We start from the raw sequence: 14246 nt of genomic DNA, 5'->3' as shown, positions 1-14246 counted from the left end.
GACAGTACTCGTTCGCCATCCCGCGTTTCGCCTTCCTGACGCATGAACCGCCCCGATCCCGACCAACTCCTCGACAAGCTGCAGCGCGACGAAGAAAAGCAGCGGCGCGGCCAGCTCAAGATCTTCTTCGGCGCGTCCGCCGGCGTCGGCAAGACCTATGCGATGCTGCAGGCCGCGCGCCAGCGGCTGCAGGACGGCGTCGACGTCGTCGTCGGCATCGTCGAGACCCACGGCCGCGGCGAAACCGCCGCACTGCTCGACGGCCTCGACGTGCTGCCGCTCGCGCGCATCGAGTATCGCGGCCGCACGCTCGCCGAATTCGATCTCGACGGCGCGCTCGCGCGCGCACCGCAACTGATCCTCGTCGACGAACTCGCGCATTCGAACGTGCAGGGCGCGCGCCACCTGAAGCGCTGGCAGGACGTCTACGAACTGCTCGACGCGGGCATCGACGTGTACACCACCGTCAACGTCCAGCACCTCGAAAGCCTGAACGACGTGGTCGGCGCGATTACCGGCATCCGCGTGTGGGAGACCGTGCCCGACCGCGTGTTCGACGCGGCCGACGAAGTCACGCTGGTCGACCTGCCGGCCGAGGAGCTGCTCGAGCGGATGCGCGACGGCAAGGTCTATCTCGCGCAGCAGGCCGAGCGCGCGGTGCGCAACTTCTTCCGCAAGGGCAACCTGATCGCGCTGCGCGAGCTGGCGCTGCGGCGCACGGCCGATCGCGTCGACGCGCAGATGCGCGAGTACCGCGCCGACCGTTCGATCCAGCGCATCTGGCAGGCGCGCGAGCGGCTGCTCGTGTGCGTCGGGCCGGGCCCCGAGGCGCCGACGCTCGTGCGCGCGGCCGCGCGGCTCGCGGCGAGCCTGAAGGCCGACTGGATCGCCGTATACGTCGAGACGCCGCGGCTGCAGCGGCTGCCCGACGCGCGACGGCAGCGCACGCTCGACGCGTTGAAACTCGCGGCCGAGCTCGGCGCGGAGACGGCCACGCTCGCGGGCGACGACGCGGTCGCCGCGCTGATCGGCTATGCGAAGGTGCGCAACGTGTCGAAGCTCGTCGCGGGCGGCTCGCCGAAAGTCGGGCTCGCGCGCCGCTTCGCGCGGCCGTTCGGCGAACAGCTCGCCGAACGCGCGGGCGACGTCGACCTGATGCTGATCCGCGCGTCGGCGAGCGACGAAGTGCGCGCGGCGCCGCTCGACGCGCGCGCACGCGACTGGCGCGACGCGTTCGCGCAATTCGGGTTGCGGCGTTCGCCGCCGCGCCACTACCTGTACGCCGCCGCGATCTGCGCGGCGATCACCGGTGTCGCGAGCGTCGTGTCCGAGCGGCTCGACCTCACGAACCTCGTGATGCTGTACCTGCTCGGCGTCGTGTTCTCGGCCGTGCGGCTCGGGCGCGGCCCGGGCGTGCTGCAGTCGTTCCTGTCGGTCGCCGCGTTCGATTTCTTCTTCGTGCCGCCGCGCATGTCGTTCTCGGTCAGCGACACGCAGTACCTGCTGACCTTCTTCGGGATGCTGCTGACGTCGCTCGTGATCAGTCACCTGACGTCGACGCTGACGCGCCAGGCGAGCATCGCGCAGCGCCGCGAGCGCCGCACCGGCGCGATCTACGCGATGGCGCGCGAGCTCGGCGCGGCGCTGACGACCGAGCAGATCGTCGAGATCGGCAGCCGCCACGTGGGCGAGGTGTTCCGCGCGCGCGTCGCGTTCCTGCTGCCCGACAGCGCGGACCAGGTGCGGCAGAAGATCGAGGAACCCGACGCGGCCGTCACGCTGACGGGCGCGGATCTCGACAGCGACGTCGGCCAGTGGGTGTACGACCAGCAGAAGCCGGCCGGCCGCGGCACCGACACGCTGCCCGCCGCCGCCGCGCTGTACCTGCCGCTGAAGGCGCCGATGCGTACGCGCGGCGTGCTCGCGGTCGCGTCGCGCGAGCCGCGCGAGCTCGAGGTGCCCGAGCAGCAGCGGATGCTCGACGCGTTCGCCGCGCAGATCGCGCTTGCGCTCGAGCGCGTGCACTACGTCGAGATCGCGCGCGACGCGCTCGTCAACATGGAATCCGAGCGGCTGCGCAACTCGCTGCTGTCGGCGATCTCGCACGACCTGCGCACGCCGCTCACGACGATCGTCGGCTTTTCGTCGATGCTCGCGAACGGTCGCGCGGCCGCGCAGGACGGCGACGCCGCGGCGGCCGAACGCTTCGCGCAGCGCGAGGGCGAGCTGGTCGACGCGATCCACGACGAGGCGCTGCGGATGACGGGCATCGTCACCAACCTGCTCGACATGGCGCGGCTGCAGGCCGGCAGCCTGCAGCTCAAGCGCCAGTGGTCGCTGCTCGAGGAAACCGTCGGCGCCGCGCTCGCCGCGTGCAAGCGCGTGCTCGCGCGGCATCCGGCGCGCGTGTCGCTGCCGGCCGACCTGCCGCTCCTGCAGATGGACGCGGTGCTGATGGAGCGGCTGTTCACCAACCTGTTCGAGAACGCGGCGAAATACACGCCGCCCGATGCGCCGATCGACATCGGCGCCGAACGCGTGACCGACGACGGCCAGCCCTTCGTGCGCGTGCACGTCGACGATCACGGCCCGGGCCTGCCGGCCGGGATGGAAACGCGGATCTTCGACAAGTTCACGCGCGGCGAGAAGGAATCGGCGACGCCTGGCATCGGGCTCGGCCTCGCGATCTGCCGCGCGATCGTCGAGGCGCATGGCGGTAGAATCGGCGCGCTCAACCGTACCGCGCCCGACGGCCGCGTGACGGGCGCGCGCTTCTGGTTCACGCTGCCGGTCGACACGCCGCCGGCCGTGCCTGCCGTACCCGACGACGAAATCGACGTGCCCGGCGCGTCGTCTCCCTCCGAGCCATTGCCAGATCATGAGTGAACCGAGCCTGACCGTCGTCCTGATCGAGGACGAAAAACAGATCCGCCGCTTCGTGCGCGCCGCGCTCGAAGAGGAGGACATCGCCGTGTTCGAGGCGGAGACGGGCAAGCAGGGATTGATCGACGCGGCGACCCGCAAGCCCGATCTCGTGATCGTCGATCTCGGCCTGCCCGACACCGATGGCCTCGACGTGATCCGCGAGCTGCGCGGCTGGTCCGAGGTGCCGGTGATCGTGCTGTCCGCGCGCACCCAGGAAGAGGAGAAGGTCGCCGCGCTCGATGCCGGCGCCGACGACTACCTGACCAAGCCGTTCGGCGTGTCCGAGCTGCGCGCGCGGATCCGCGCGCAACTGCGCCGGCGCAACCAGGGCGGCGCGAACGAGTCGCCGAAGGTGAGCTTCGGCACGGTGAGCGTCGATCTCGCGCTGCGCCAGGTGTGGCGCGACGGCGAGATCGTGCACCTGACGCCGCTCGAGTACCGGCTGCTCGCGACGCTCGTGCGGCACGCGGGGCGCGTGCTCACGCATCGCCAGCTGCTGCGCGACGTGTGGGGGCCGTCGCACGTCGAGAGCCATCACTATCTGCGCATCTACATGGCGCACCTGCGCCAGAAGCTCGAGCGCGATCCCGCGCAGCCCGAGCATATCGTCACCGAAACGGGCGTCGGCTACCGGCTCGTCGGCGCTGCGTGACGTCCGCGGCATGCCGCGCGATGCGGCCGGAATGCAAGGCCGCACGCCGGTGAAGTTGCTTCGGCGCGACATTGCCGCCGCATGCGCGGGCCGCGCACACCGGCCACGGATTCCCCGCTATGCTGACCGTTCCGCGAACGAAATCGAGGAGCGTGCAATGTCCGTCCGTCTGGTCGTCATCTGTGCGCTGGCGCTCGCTGCGCCCGGCGCGTTTGCCCAGCCGCTGCCGCCCGGGCAGCAGCCTTCGGCGCCGCAACAGGCGCTCGCCAATCCCGCGTCGGTCAACTGCGAGAAGCTCGGCGGCCGCCATGTGATCCGCAACCTGTCGAGCGGGCAGGTCGGCATGTGCGTGTTCAAGGACGGCCGGGTGTGCGACGAATGGGCGCTGTACCGCGACGACCGTTGCGTCGGCGGCGGCGGCGCCAAACGCGTGTCGAACTGAGACCGGGCAGGCCGGGCGGCGGCGCGCGGGCCATGCGTCGCAGCGATCCCCCGTTTGCCCCCGGCCGGCGCATCCGGCATGCCCGTAAGCGTGTTGTTATACTCGGCGCCGCCCGGGGACGACCCCGGGCCATTCGCTTCAACGGGGACGGCCCCATCCGATCCGGAGTACGTCGAGATGGCGTGGGTATGGTTGTTGATCGCCGGTTTGCTGGAAGTGGCCTGGGCGGCCGGCATGAAATCGTCCGAGGGTTTCACGAAGCTCGGACCGTCGGTGGTGACGATCGTGGCGGCGCTCGCCAGCTTCGGGCTGCTCGCGGTCGCGATGCGCCAGTTGCCGCTCGGCACCGCGTACGCGGTATGGACGGGCATCGGCGCGGTCGGCGCGTTCGTGTTCGGGATCGTGATGATGGGCGAGGCGCTCACCGCCGCCCGCGTCGCGAGCGCGTCGCTGATCGTGCTCGGGCTGATCGGCCTGAAGCTGTCGTCGGCTGCGTGACGCCGCCGCGCCGGCCGGCGCCCGCGCCCGGCCGTGACGCACTGCGGAATTGCGGCGGCCCGCCTGCCAGCCTGTCTATAATGGAACGCATTCGGGCCTGAATGCCGCTGCGCTGTTCCCGGCAGGCGGCACCGGTTGCCACGCGCCGCGCGGCCGGTCATACCGACTCGATCCGATCAATCGGCAAAGCGCACGGAAAGTGCAAGGAGAGGGCCATGATCGAAGCCATTTCGCTCGGCGCGGGGCTCGCGTGGGCGAGCGGGCTGCGCCTTTACCTGACGGTGCTGATCGCCGGCGTGCTCGCGCGGGTCGGCTGGCTCCATTTGCCCGACACGCTGGCGGTGCTGACGTCGCCGTGGGTCATCGGCGCCGCCGCCGTGCTCGCCGTCACCGAATTCCTTGCCGACAAGATTCCCGCGTTCGACTCGCTGTGGGACGCGGTCCACACCTTCATCCGCATTCCGGCCGGCGCGGTGCTGGCCGCCGGTGCGCTCGGCCATGCCGACCCGACCGTGCTTGCGGTCGCCGGGCTGGCCGGCGGCACGCTCGCCGGTGCCGCGCACGTCGCGAAGGCCGGCACGCGCGCGCTGATCAACCTGTCTCCCGAGCCGATCTCGAACTGGGTCGCATCGTCCACCGAAGACGGCCTCGTGTTCGGCGGCCTCGCACTCGCGTTCTTCGTTCCGCTCGCATTCCTCGTGCTGCTCGCGGCGTTCATCGCGGCGTCGGCCTGGGCGCTGCCGCGTCTGTGGCGCGGCGTGTCGGGCGGCTTCCGCGGGATGGCGAACCACATGGTGTCGCGGCTCAACTCGATCGGGGGCAAGCGCGATTGAAGGCGCCATCAACCGCCGAGCGGCAGCATCCTGACCCTTCGCCGGCCGGGCGGCCCGGCCATGCCGGCCGCTTCGGCTGGCACGACCTGATCCGCCAGGCCGCACGGATGACCGCACGCGACTGGCGTGCCGGCGAACTGACGCTGCTGGTGCTCGCGCTGGTGCTCGCGGTCGCCGCGCTGACGAGCGTCGGTTTCCTCGCCGACCGGTTGCGCCAGGGGCTCGAGCGCGACGCGCGCCAGATGCTCGGCGCCGATTTCGTCGTGCGTGCCGACCATCCCGTCGATCCGTCGTTCGATCGCGAGGCGCGCGCACTCGGCCTGCGCACCGCGACGACCGCGATCTTCCCGAGCATGATCGCGTCGGCCGCCGGCGGGCAGGCGAGCGACGCGGCGCCCGCGCGCCTCGCGGCCGTGAAGGCCGTGTCGCCCGGCTATCCGCTGCGCGGCGCGGTCGAGATCGTGCCGGCGGGCGCCGCCGCCGCGCACAAGGCGGCCGCGATTCCCGCGCCCGGCACCGTGTGGGCCGATCCCGCGCTGCTCGATGCTTTGCATCTGAAGGCGGGGGATACCGTGCGTGTCGGGTTGCGCACGTTCACGGTCGCCGCGTCGATCTCCCGCGAACTCGATCGCGGCTTCTCGTTCGTCAATTTCTCGCCGCGGCTGATGATGCGCGCGGACGAGCTCGCCGCGACCGGGCTCACCGGCTACGGCAGCCGCGTCACGTACCGGCTGCTGGTCGCCGGCGACCCGGCGGCCGTCGCGCGCTTCGAGGCCTATGCGCACGGGCGCGTCGACGGCGGCAAGCTGCGCGGCGTCGGTCTCGAATCGCTGCAGGAAGGCCAGCCGCAAGTGCGCCAGACGCTCGATCGCGCGCGCCATTTCCTGACGCTCGTCGCGCTCCTGACCGCATTGCTCGCGGCGGTCGCGATCGCGATGGCCGCGCAGCGCTACATGCGGCGCCATCTGGACGGCTGCGCGACGATGCGCTGCCTCGGCGTGAGCCGGCGCACGCTCGGCGCGCTGTTCGCGCTCGAATTCGCCGGCCTCGGCGTCGTCTCGGGCGTCGCCGGCGCGGCGCTCGGCTACGGCGGCCACTGGGCGCTCCTGGCGGCGCTCGGCGGCCTGATCGACGTCGCGCTGCCGCCGCCGACGCTTTGGCCCGCGCTCGTCGGTATCGGCACCGCGCTCGTGCTGCTGCTCGGCTTCGCGTTGCCGCCGCTCGCGCCGCTCACGCGCGTGCCGCCGGTGCGCGTGCTGCGGCGCGACTGGGGCGACGCGTCGCGCACCGCGTGGGCCGCGTATGCGCTCGGTGTCGTGCTGTTCGCGGGGCTGCTGATCGTCGCGGCGGGCAACCTGAAGCTCGGGCTGATCGTCACGGGCGGGTTCGCCGGCGCCCTGGTCGGTTTCTCGCTGATCGCGCGGCTCGTGCTGTACGCGGCGGCGCGCGCGGTGCGCGATGCGCGCGTGGCGGCGGGCATCGGCTGGCGCTATGCGCTCGCGTCGCTGCACCGGCGCGGCACGGCGAGCGCGCTGCAGATCACCGCGCTCGCGCTGGGCCTGATGTGCCTGCTGCTGATCGCGATCACGCGCAACGATCTCGTCGCCGGCTGGCGGCAGTCGATGCCGCCCGATGCACCGAACCAGTTCCTGATCGACATCCAGCCCGACCAGCGCGACGACGTCGCGGCGTGGCTCGCCGCGCACGGCGTGCGCGATGCGGTGCCCGCGCCGACGGTGCGCGGCCGGCTCGTCGCGATCAACGGCAAGCCGGTGAACCCGGACGCGTATCCGTCCGACGAGGCGCGCCGGCTCGTCGACCGCGAGTTCAACCTGTCGTATACGACCGAGCTGCCGCCCGACAACCGGATCGTCGCAGGCGACTGGTTCGGCAATTCGGCCAGCCCGCAGATCTCGATCGAGGCCGGGCTGGCGCAGACGCTGAACGTGAAGCCGGGCGACACGCTGCGCTTCGACGTGACGGGGCTGACGGTCGATGCGCCGATCACCAGCGTGCGCAAGCTCGACTGGGGCACGTTCCGCGTCAACTTCTTCGTGCTGATGCCGCCGCCGGTGCTGAAGGATTTCCCGGCCGTCTACCTGACGAGCTTCCACCTGCCGGCCGAGCAGGCGGCGCTGCTCGATCCGCTGATCGCGCGCTACCCGAACCTGACCGCGATCGACATCGCGCCGATCCTCGCGCAGCTGCAACGGATGATGCTGCAGGTCGTCGGCGCGGTGCAGTTCCTGTTTGCGTTCACGCTCGCGGCGGGCGTGCTGGTGCTGTACACGGCGCTGGCCGGCTCGCGCGACGAGCGCGTGCGCGAGGCCGCGCTGCTGCGCGCGCTCGGCGCGTCGCGCGCGCAGGTCAATGCGGTGCAGCGCGCGGAATTCATCGTCGTCGGCGCGCTGGCCGGCGCACTGGCTGCGGCGGGGGCGATCGCGGTCGGCTGGGTGCTCGCGTCGCGCGTGTTCGAGTTCCGGCTCGCCGTCGATCCGTGGCTCGTGCCGGCCGGCATCGCGGCCGGCGTCGCGTGCGCCGGTGCGGCCGGCTGGCTGAGCCTGCATAATGTGTTGCGGCGCCCGGCGCTGCAGTCGCTGCGCGACGCCTGAGCGTCGCCGGCGGCCCCGACTATCCCGTTTCCGATTATCCGTATGACCGATGTGAATGATGAAGCGCCGTCGCAGCCGACGGCGTTCGAGCTCGTGGGCGGCGAAGCCCGCGTGCGCGAGATGGTGGACCGTTTTTACGACCTGATGGACCTCGAGCCCGAGTTCGCGGAGATTCGCGCGCTGCATCCGGCGTCGCTCGACGGCTCGCGCGACAAGCTGTTCTGGTTCCTGTGCGGCTGGCTCGGCGGCCCCGATCACTACATCAGCCGGTTCGGCCATCCGCGGCTGCGCGCCCGGCACCTGCCGTTCCCGATCGCGTCGGTCGAGCGCGATCAGTGGCTGCGCTGCATGGCGTGGGCGATGGAGGACGTCGGGTTGCCCGAGCCGCTGCGCGAACGGCTCATGCATTCGTTCTACGACACGGCCGACTGGATGCGCAACCGGCCCGGTTGATCGACCGGTACGCTGCTGTCCGGACGCCGGGCGAACTGCGTCTGGGCGGCCGGCGCGGTGCGGCGCGACACTGGTCGTTTCCCCATCGATACGAGGTTCGCCCGATGATGACCCAGGCCCTGTTTCGCGACGATGCCTATCTGACGCAGTGCGAGGCCGTCGTCGCGGCCGTCGGCGAAGACGGCATCCGACTCGACCGCACCGTGTTCTATCCGCTCGGCGGCGGGCAGGCCGGCGACAGCGGCACGCTGACGCTGCCCGACGGCAGCACGATCGCGATCGTCGACACGCGCAAGGCGAAGTTCGAAGGCGCAACCCCCGACGATGCCGTGCACGTGCCCGAGGCGGGCCAGGAAGCGCGCGTCGCGGCGCTCGCACCCGGCGCGCGCGTGGTCGCGGACATCGACTGGCTGCGCCGCTACCGGCACATGCGGCTGCATACGGCCGCGCACCTGATGTGCGCGGTGCTGCCTTACCCGGTCGACGGCTGCAGCGTGACGGCCGACTACGTGCGGCTCGATTTCGCGACGTCGGACACGATCGACCGCGTCGACGTCGAGCGCCGTCTCGCGGAACTGGTCCACGGCGCGCATGCGGTCACGACCGAATGGATCACCGACGCGGAGATGGCCGAGCGCCCCGAACTCGTGCGCACGATGAGCGTGAAGCCGCCGCTGGGGCTGGGCCGCGTGCGGCTGCTGCGCATCGAAGGTGTCGATCTGCAGCCGTGCGGCGGCACGCATGTGCGCAATACGTCGGAAATCGGCGACCTGCGGGTCGCCAGACTTGAAAAGAAGAGTGCGCGGACACGGCGCCTCGTGCTGGAGTTTGCATGACGATCGACAACCTGACGGACAGCGCCGCGGCGCTCGATCCGCAAGCGCGCGAGATTCTCGATTTCTGGTTCGGCGAACCGGATTCGGCGGCGTTCGGCCACGCGCGCAAGGTGTGGTTCAACGGCGGCGCGGCGTTCGACGACGTGCTTCGTACGCGCTACGGTGCGTTGCTCGACGCCGCGTGCGACGGCGCGTGCGATCACTGGGCCGACACGCCGCTCGGCGCACTCGCGCTGATCGTGGTCCTCGACCAGTTCTCGCGCAACATTCATCGCGGCACGCCGCGCGCGTTCGCCGCCGATCAGAGAGCGCTGGCGCTCGCGCGGCGCGTCGTCGCGGCCGGGTGGGACGCGCAGTTGCCGAGCGGCCATCACCGCGCGTTTGCGTACCTGCCGTTCGAACATGACGAGTCGGACGCGAGCCAGCGCGAGGCCGTGCGCCTGTGCGCTGGCATTCGCGGCGAGGCCGGGTGTGCGAGCTATCACGACTTCGCGTTGCGTCATGCGGCCGTGATCGGGCGTTTCGGCCGTTTTCCGCACCGGAACGCGATTCTCGGCCGTGCATCGACCGATGCGGAGGCGGCATTCCTGCGCGAGCCCGGCTCGTCGTTTTGACGGGCAGGGTGGCGGGATGGCGGGCATGAAGCCGCGCTCGCGCGCCGCTTGCCTGGTTTTGCGGAAATGACGACGGCGCCGTTTCGCGGCGCCGCCTTGCATTACTTCGTTTCGTGCGCTTCGGGCGTGCGCACGTAGACGCGCAGCAGCTCCTCGTCGTCGCCCGGGCGGGCGCCGGTCCAGAACAGTTTCCATTCGCTGCCCGGTGCCGGATCGACGGCCCGCACGCCCTGGACGATCATCCACGTGCAGCGCGTCGTCTTCGCGTCGTCGATCGGCGTGTGCTGGATACCGGAGAAGTAGTACATCATCGGCGCTTCCGATTCGCCGAGCCCGTGCAGGCTCGCCATGCAGTCGCCGTCGCTCCACTCGAGCGCGAGATGCGCGTTCAGGTCGTCGAACACCGATCGGTAGCTCTTCGCGACGTCGAGCCACGGCAGCAGCAGCGTATAAACGAGACCCCACGCGACCAGCGCGCCTGCGCCCCACGACAGCGCGCCGCGCCACAGGCCGGTCGTGCGCAGCTTCGGCAGCAGCGACAGCCAGCCGACCGTCAGCGCGAGCGCACCGATCACGAGCCCGGGCACGATCGGCATGGTCCAGTCGAGCGGCAGCCAGCGGCCGAGCACCGCGAGGTTCGCACGCGATGCACCGGGATCGGCCATGACCGCCCAGATCATCCACGCGAGCGCGACGACGGTGCCGAACAGCAGGCGGCTCAGGTAGTCCCATGCGAGATGCAGCCCGCGCGGCAGGCGGTCGATCGCCTGCGCGGCGACCAGCGCGAGCGGCGCGAAGAACGGCAGGATGTAGAGCTGGCGCGAGGTCGCGGACACTTGCAGCACCGCGAGGCCGATCCCGGCGAACAGCACGGGCAGCGCGATGCGCGGCGTGCGCCAGTCGCGCCATGCGCCGCGCGCCAGCGCGACGATCGCGAGCGGCGCGACCGGGAAGCCGAGCAGCAGGAACGCACGCAGGATGAAGAACGGCTTGTCGTTTTCCGCGCCGAGTTCCGGCACCGAGAAACCGAAGAAGCGGCCGACGTTGTTGTCCCAGAACCAAGTCATGAACAGCGTCTCGGAACGCAGGAACAGCGCGGTCGGCCAGATGAGCGCGAACGGTGCGAACACCAGCGCGGCGACGCCGAGCGAGCGTGCGAACGCGCGCGTACGGCAGGCGGGGTAGAGCACCAGCGCGCCCGTGAGCGTGGCCGCGAACACGAGCGGCACGAACAGCCCCTTCGCCATCAGCGCGATGCCGACACCCGCGCCGAAGAGCGGCGCGGCCCAGCGGCCGGACGGCCGCACCGGCAGCCCGTGCCGCATCTGCCGCGCCTGCGCGACGTGCCGCATCACGAGCTCGAGCAGGCCGCAGAAGCCCATTGCGGTGCCGGCGAACAGCGCGACGTCCGTCATCATGTCGTGCACGTGCTTGATGACGACGAGCGTGCCCGCGCTCAGCACGACGGGGCCGATCACGCGCAGGTCGAGCCAGCTGTCGGCCCGGCTGGCACTGCGGGCCGCGCGAGCGATGAAGCCGAACGCGAGCGCCGCGAACAGCGCGCTCGCGAGCCGTGCCGCGTCGTGCAGCGGCATCACCCGCTGCAGCAGCCACGCGAGGCTCGTCGCGACCCATGCGTAGAGCGGCGGCTTTTCCATGAACGGCTGGCCGGCGCTGGTCGGCACGACGAAGTCGCCCGTCTCGAGCATGTGCTGGATGATGCCGAACGTATAGGTTTCGTCCTGCTTCCACGGATCGTGGCCGAGCACGCCCGGCAGCGTATACGCGCACACCAGCGCGGCAACCAGCAGCCAGACGCGCCAGCCGAGCCGGAGGACGCGATCGCGGGTGGCGTTAGGCGCGGTGGCGCCGGCCACGGCAGGCGTGCCGGCGCCATCGAGTGTCGCGCTGAGGTTGGGATCGGCGGCTGAGCGTGCGTGCGCGGCCGAAGCGGGCACGGCCGTGCGTCGCCGGCCGGGCGCTGCGGTTCCTGGCATGGAAAAGATCTCGGTCGGGTCAAGCCGGTCCGGCGACATGGGCCGGGACCAATAAGGGTCGCATCGAGGCGAAATGACAGCCGGATGACCGGCCGTTTTTGGCTTGGCGCTAGTAGAACACGGAACCGTTACGGATGTTTACTGAAACAGCCGCGATATTGTGGAGATTTGTGGTGTCGTGACCACGGTCGGCCGCGGTCGGCCGTTTTTCCGCCTTTTGGGGCGGGATTACCGGCCGCCGCCGACGTCGAGCAGGGCGCCCGTCGTGTAAGACGCCGCGTCGCCGAGCAGCCAGACGATCGCTTCCGCGATCTCCTGCGCTTCGCCGGCGCGGCCGAGCGGCGTCTGCGCGCCGAGGCGTGCCGCGCGGCCCGGCTGGCCGCCGCTCGCGTGGATTTCCGTCTCGATCAGGCCGGGGCGCACCGCGTTGACGCGTACGCCGTGCGGGCCGAGTTCCTTCGCGAGGCCGATCGTCAGCGAATCGACCGCACCCTTCGAGCCCGCGTAGTCGACGTACTCGTTCGGCGAGCCGAGCCGGGACGCGATCGACGACACGTTGACGATCGCGCCGCCGCGCCCGCCGCGATCGGTGGACAGCCGGCGCGCGGCTTCGCGCGCGCACAGGTAGGCGCCGAGCACGTTGGTGTCGAACATCCGCCGCAGCCGTTCGACCGGCATGTCGGCGAGCGGCAGCGACGGCGCGACGATCCCCGCATTGTTGACGAGCGCGTCGAGGCGACCGAACGCGGTCGCGACCGTATCGAACATCGCGATGACGTCCGCTTCGTTCGCGACGTCGCCGGCGACGACGCAGGCGCGGGCGCCGGCGTCGCGAACGGCTTGCGCGGTCAGTTCGGCTGCCGCCGCGTCGCGCGCGTAGTTGATGCCGACGTCCCAGCCGCGCCCGGCCGCGAGCACGGCGGTCGCGCGGCCGATGCCGCGGCTCGCGCCGGTGATGAGGACGGCCTTGCGCTCGGACGGTGCGGGCATCGCGTGCGGCTCCTGATGAACGTTACTTGGCCGCGTCGGTTGCCCATTTGTCCTGGGCGAGCGGCTGGTAGCGGCGCAGCTGTTCGATCAGCGCGACCGGTTCGGCGTCGATGCACAGTGCGTCGAAGTAGGCCGGGCGCATGAAGCCTTCGTCGACCGTATGGCGCAGCAGCGCGATCAACGGATCGTAGAACGAATCGATGTTGTACAGCGCGACGGGCTTGCGGTGATAACCGAGTTGCGCCCACGTATAGACCTCGAATAATTCCTCGAGCGTGCCGGCGCCGCCGGGCATCGCGACGAACGCGTCGGACAGGTCGGCCATCATCTTCTTGCGGTGGTGCATGTCGGGTACGACGTGCAGCTCGGACAGCCCCGTATGGCCCACTTCCTTGTCGACGAGCAACTCGGGGATCACGCCGACCGCACGGCCGCCGGCCGCCATCACTTCGTCGGCGATCACGCCCATCAAACCGACGCGGCCGCCGCCGTAGACGAGCGCGAGGCCCGCATCGACGAGCGCACGGCCGAATGCGCGCGCAGCGTCCGCATAGACGGGCCGCACGCCGGACGACGAGCCGCAGTAAACACAGACTGCCTTCATTGTTTCGTATCCTTCGCGGCGGGCTTGGCGGCGACCGGGCTGCCCGCGGGGCGCGGCGAACCGTCGCGAGGCGGCAGGTAGTCGGTGAACTGCCGCTTGGGCAGCTTGCCGGAGACGAGATCGTCGAACAGCTGGCGCGAACGGCCGCGCAGGTACGGGGCCATGATCGAGATCACGTGCATGCTCACCTGGTGCAGCTCTTCGCGGATCGCGTCCTGGTCGTTGTACTTGCGCGGATGCATCACGTACTGATACGACAGCCAGTACGTCGAGATCACCGCCATGTTGGTGGCGATGACTTCGATCTCGGCGGGCGTCGCGACCATTTCGGCGTCCGACACGAGCAGTTCGCACATCTCGTGCGCGAAGCGCACCTTGTGGCTGATGATCTGCTTGAAGTGCGTCTCGAGCGTGCGGTTGCGCGCGAGCAGGTCGTTGAGGTCGCGATACAGGAACCGGTAGGTCCACATGAAATCGGCCATGTACTGCAGGTACGACCAGGTTTCGTCGATCGTCGGACGGTGATCTTCGGGGAAGCGCAGCCGCCGTTCGATCTGCTGCTCGAACTGCGCGAAGATGCTGTTGATGATGTCGTCCTTGTTGCGGAAATGGTAGTACAGGTTGCCTGGACTGATTTCCATTTCCTCGGCGATCGTCGTGGTCGTGACGTTCGGCTCGCCGATCTCGTTGAAGAGTTTCAACGACAACTCGAGAATCCGTTCGCGGGTGCGGCGGGGAGGTTTCGCTTCCATGTCGTCCGGCCCTGTGTGTGCCGGACTGGCGGGCGCTG

General features: G+C 70.4%; 13 protein-coding genes. 9 read left to right on the top strand and 4 right to left on the bottom strand.

The features are described from left to right. Positions 1 to 42: 42 nt before the first annotated feature. The 9 genes from U5A56_RS08890 (at position 43) to U5A56_RS08850 (ending at position 9865) form a co-directional block, all read left to right on the top strand. The gene (locus tag U5A56_RS08890; protein ID WP_321820500.1) at positions 43 to 2886 is read left to right on the top strand and encodes a sensor histidine kinase KdpD; all 2844 of its coding nucleotides are present in this window, start codon (positions 43 to 45) and stop codon (positions 2884 to 2886) included. Next, complete coding sequence (gene kdpE / locus U5A56_RS08885; protein WP_040127870.1) at positions 2879 to 3577, top strand: two-component system response regulator KdpE; 699 nt, start codon at positions 2879 to 2881, stop codon at positions 3575 to 3577. The genes U5A56_RS08890 and kdpE overlap by 8 nt, the downstream gene beginning before the upstream one ends. Positions 3578 to 3734: 157 nt before the next feature. Beyond that, positions 3735 to 4019 carry a DUF333 domain-containing protein gene (locus U5A56_RS08880; RefSeq protein WP_044844690.1) on the top strand — a complete coding sequence of 95 codons (285 nt, stop codon included), beginning with the start codon at positions 3735 to 3737 and terminating at the stop codon, positions 4017 to 4019. 177 nt (positions 4020 to 4196) lie between these two features. Next, positions 4197 to 4517, top strand: a complete 321-nt coding sequence (gene sugE / locus U5A56_RS08875) for a quaternary ammonium compound efflux SMR transporter SugE (protein WP_044844689.1) — start codon at positions 4197 to 4199, stop codon at positions 4515 to 4517. Positions 4518 to 4732: 215 nt separating this feature from the next. After that, on the top strand, positions 4733 to 5350 hold the full coding sequence (locus tag U5A56_RS08870; protein ID WP_044844688.1) for a DUF4126 domain-containing protein: 618 nt from the start codon (positions 4733 to 4735) through the stop codon (positions 5348 to 5350). A gap of 107 nt (positions 5351 to 5457) precedes the next feature. Next, the gene (locus U5A56_RS08865) at positions 5458 to 7962 is read left to right on the top strand and encodes an ABC transporter permease (RefSeq protein ID WP_321922181.1); all 2505 of its coding nucleotides are present in this window, start codon (positions 5458 to 5460) and stop codon (positions 7960 to 7962) included. 42 nt (positions 7963 to 8004) lie between these two features. Then, entirely contained in the window at positions 8005 to 8415 is a 411-nt protein-coding gene (locus tag U5A56_RS08860; RefSeq protein WP_044844686.1) for a group II truncated hemoglobin, read from the top strand. A 104-nt stretch (positions 8416 to 8519) separates the two neighbouring features. Continuing rightward, the gene (locus U5A56_RS08855; protein ID WP_321807912.1) at positions 8520 to 9251 is read left to right on the top strand and encodes an alanyl-tRNA editing protein; all 732 of its coding nucleotides are present in this window, start codon (positions 8520 to 8522) and stop codon (positions 9249 to 9251) included. Next, positions 9248 to 9865 (top strand): DUF924 family protein, encoded by a 618-nt coding sequence (locus tag U5A56_RS08850; protein ID WP_321921899.1) that lies wholly within the window; start codon positions 9248 to 9250, stop codon positions 9863 to 9865. Before U5A56_RS08855 ends, U5A56_RS08850 begins: the two co-directional genes overlap by 4 nt. A 101-nt stretch (positions 9866 to 9966) precedes the next feature. Here U5A56_RS08850 and U5A56_RS08845 read toward each other — a convergent pair whose 3' ends face one another. From U5A56_RS08845 to U5A56_RS08830, 4 genes are all read right to left on the bottom strand, one after another. Continuing rightward, on the bottom strand, positions 9967 to 11862 hold the full coding sequence (locus U5A56_RS08845; RefSeq protein WP_321921897.1) for a glycosyl transferase: 1896 nt from the start codon (positions 11860 to 11862) through the stop codon (positions 9967 to 9969). Between the two features lie 228 nt (positions 11863 to 12090). Beyond that, the gene (locus tag U5A56_RS08840) at positions 12091 to 12852 is read right to left on the bottom strand and encodes an SDR family oxidoreductase (RefSeq protein WP_124522480.1); all 762 of its coding nucleotides are present in this window, start codon (positions 12850 to 12852) and stop codon (positions 12091 to 12093) included. 22 nt (positions 12853 to 12874) lie between these two features. Continuing rightward, the gene (locus tag U5A56_RS08835) at positions 12875 to 13456 is read right to left on the bottom strand and encodes a TIGR00730 family Rossman fold protein (RefSeq protein ID WP_321921895.1); all 582 of its coding nucleotides are present in this window, start codon (positions 13454 to 13456) and stop codon (positions 12875 to 12877) included. Further along, complete coding sequence (locus U5A56_RS08830; protein ID WP_044844681.1) at positions 13453 to 14208, bottom strand: TetR/AcrR family transcriptional regulator; 756 nt, start codon at positions 14206 to 14208, stop codon at positions 13453 to 13455. The genes U5A56_RS08835 and U5A56_RS08830 overlap by 4 nt, the downstream gene beginning before the upstream one ends. Positions 14209 to 14246 lie beyond the last annotated feature (38 nt).

Origin of the sequence: Burkholderia sp. BCC1998, from assembly GCF_905339875.1 — a bacterium.
In the GTDB taxonomy this organism is placed as follows: domain Bacteria; phylum Pseudomonadota; class Gammaproteobacteria; order Burkholderiales; family Burkholderiaceae; genus Burkholderia.
The sequence above is the reverse complement of the archived record's forward strand: the minus strand, read 5'-3'. Positions and strand labels throughout refer to the sequence as shown.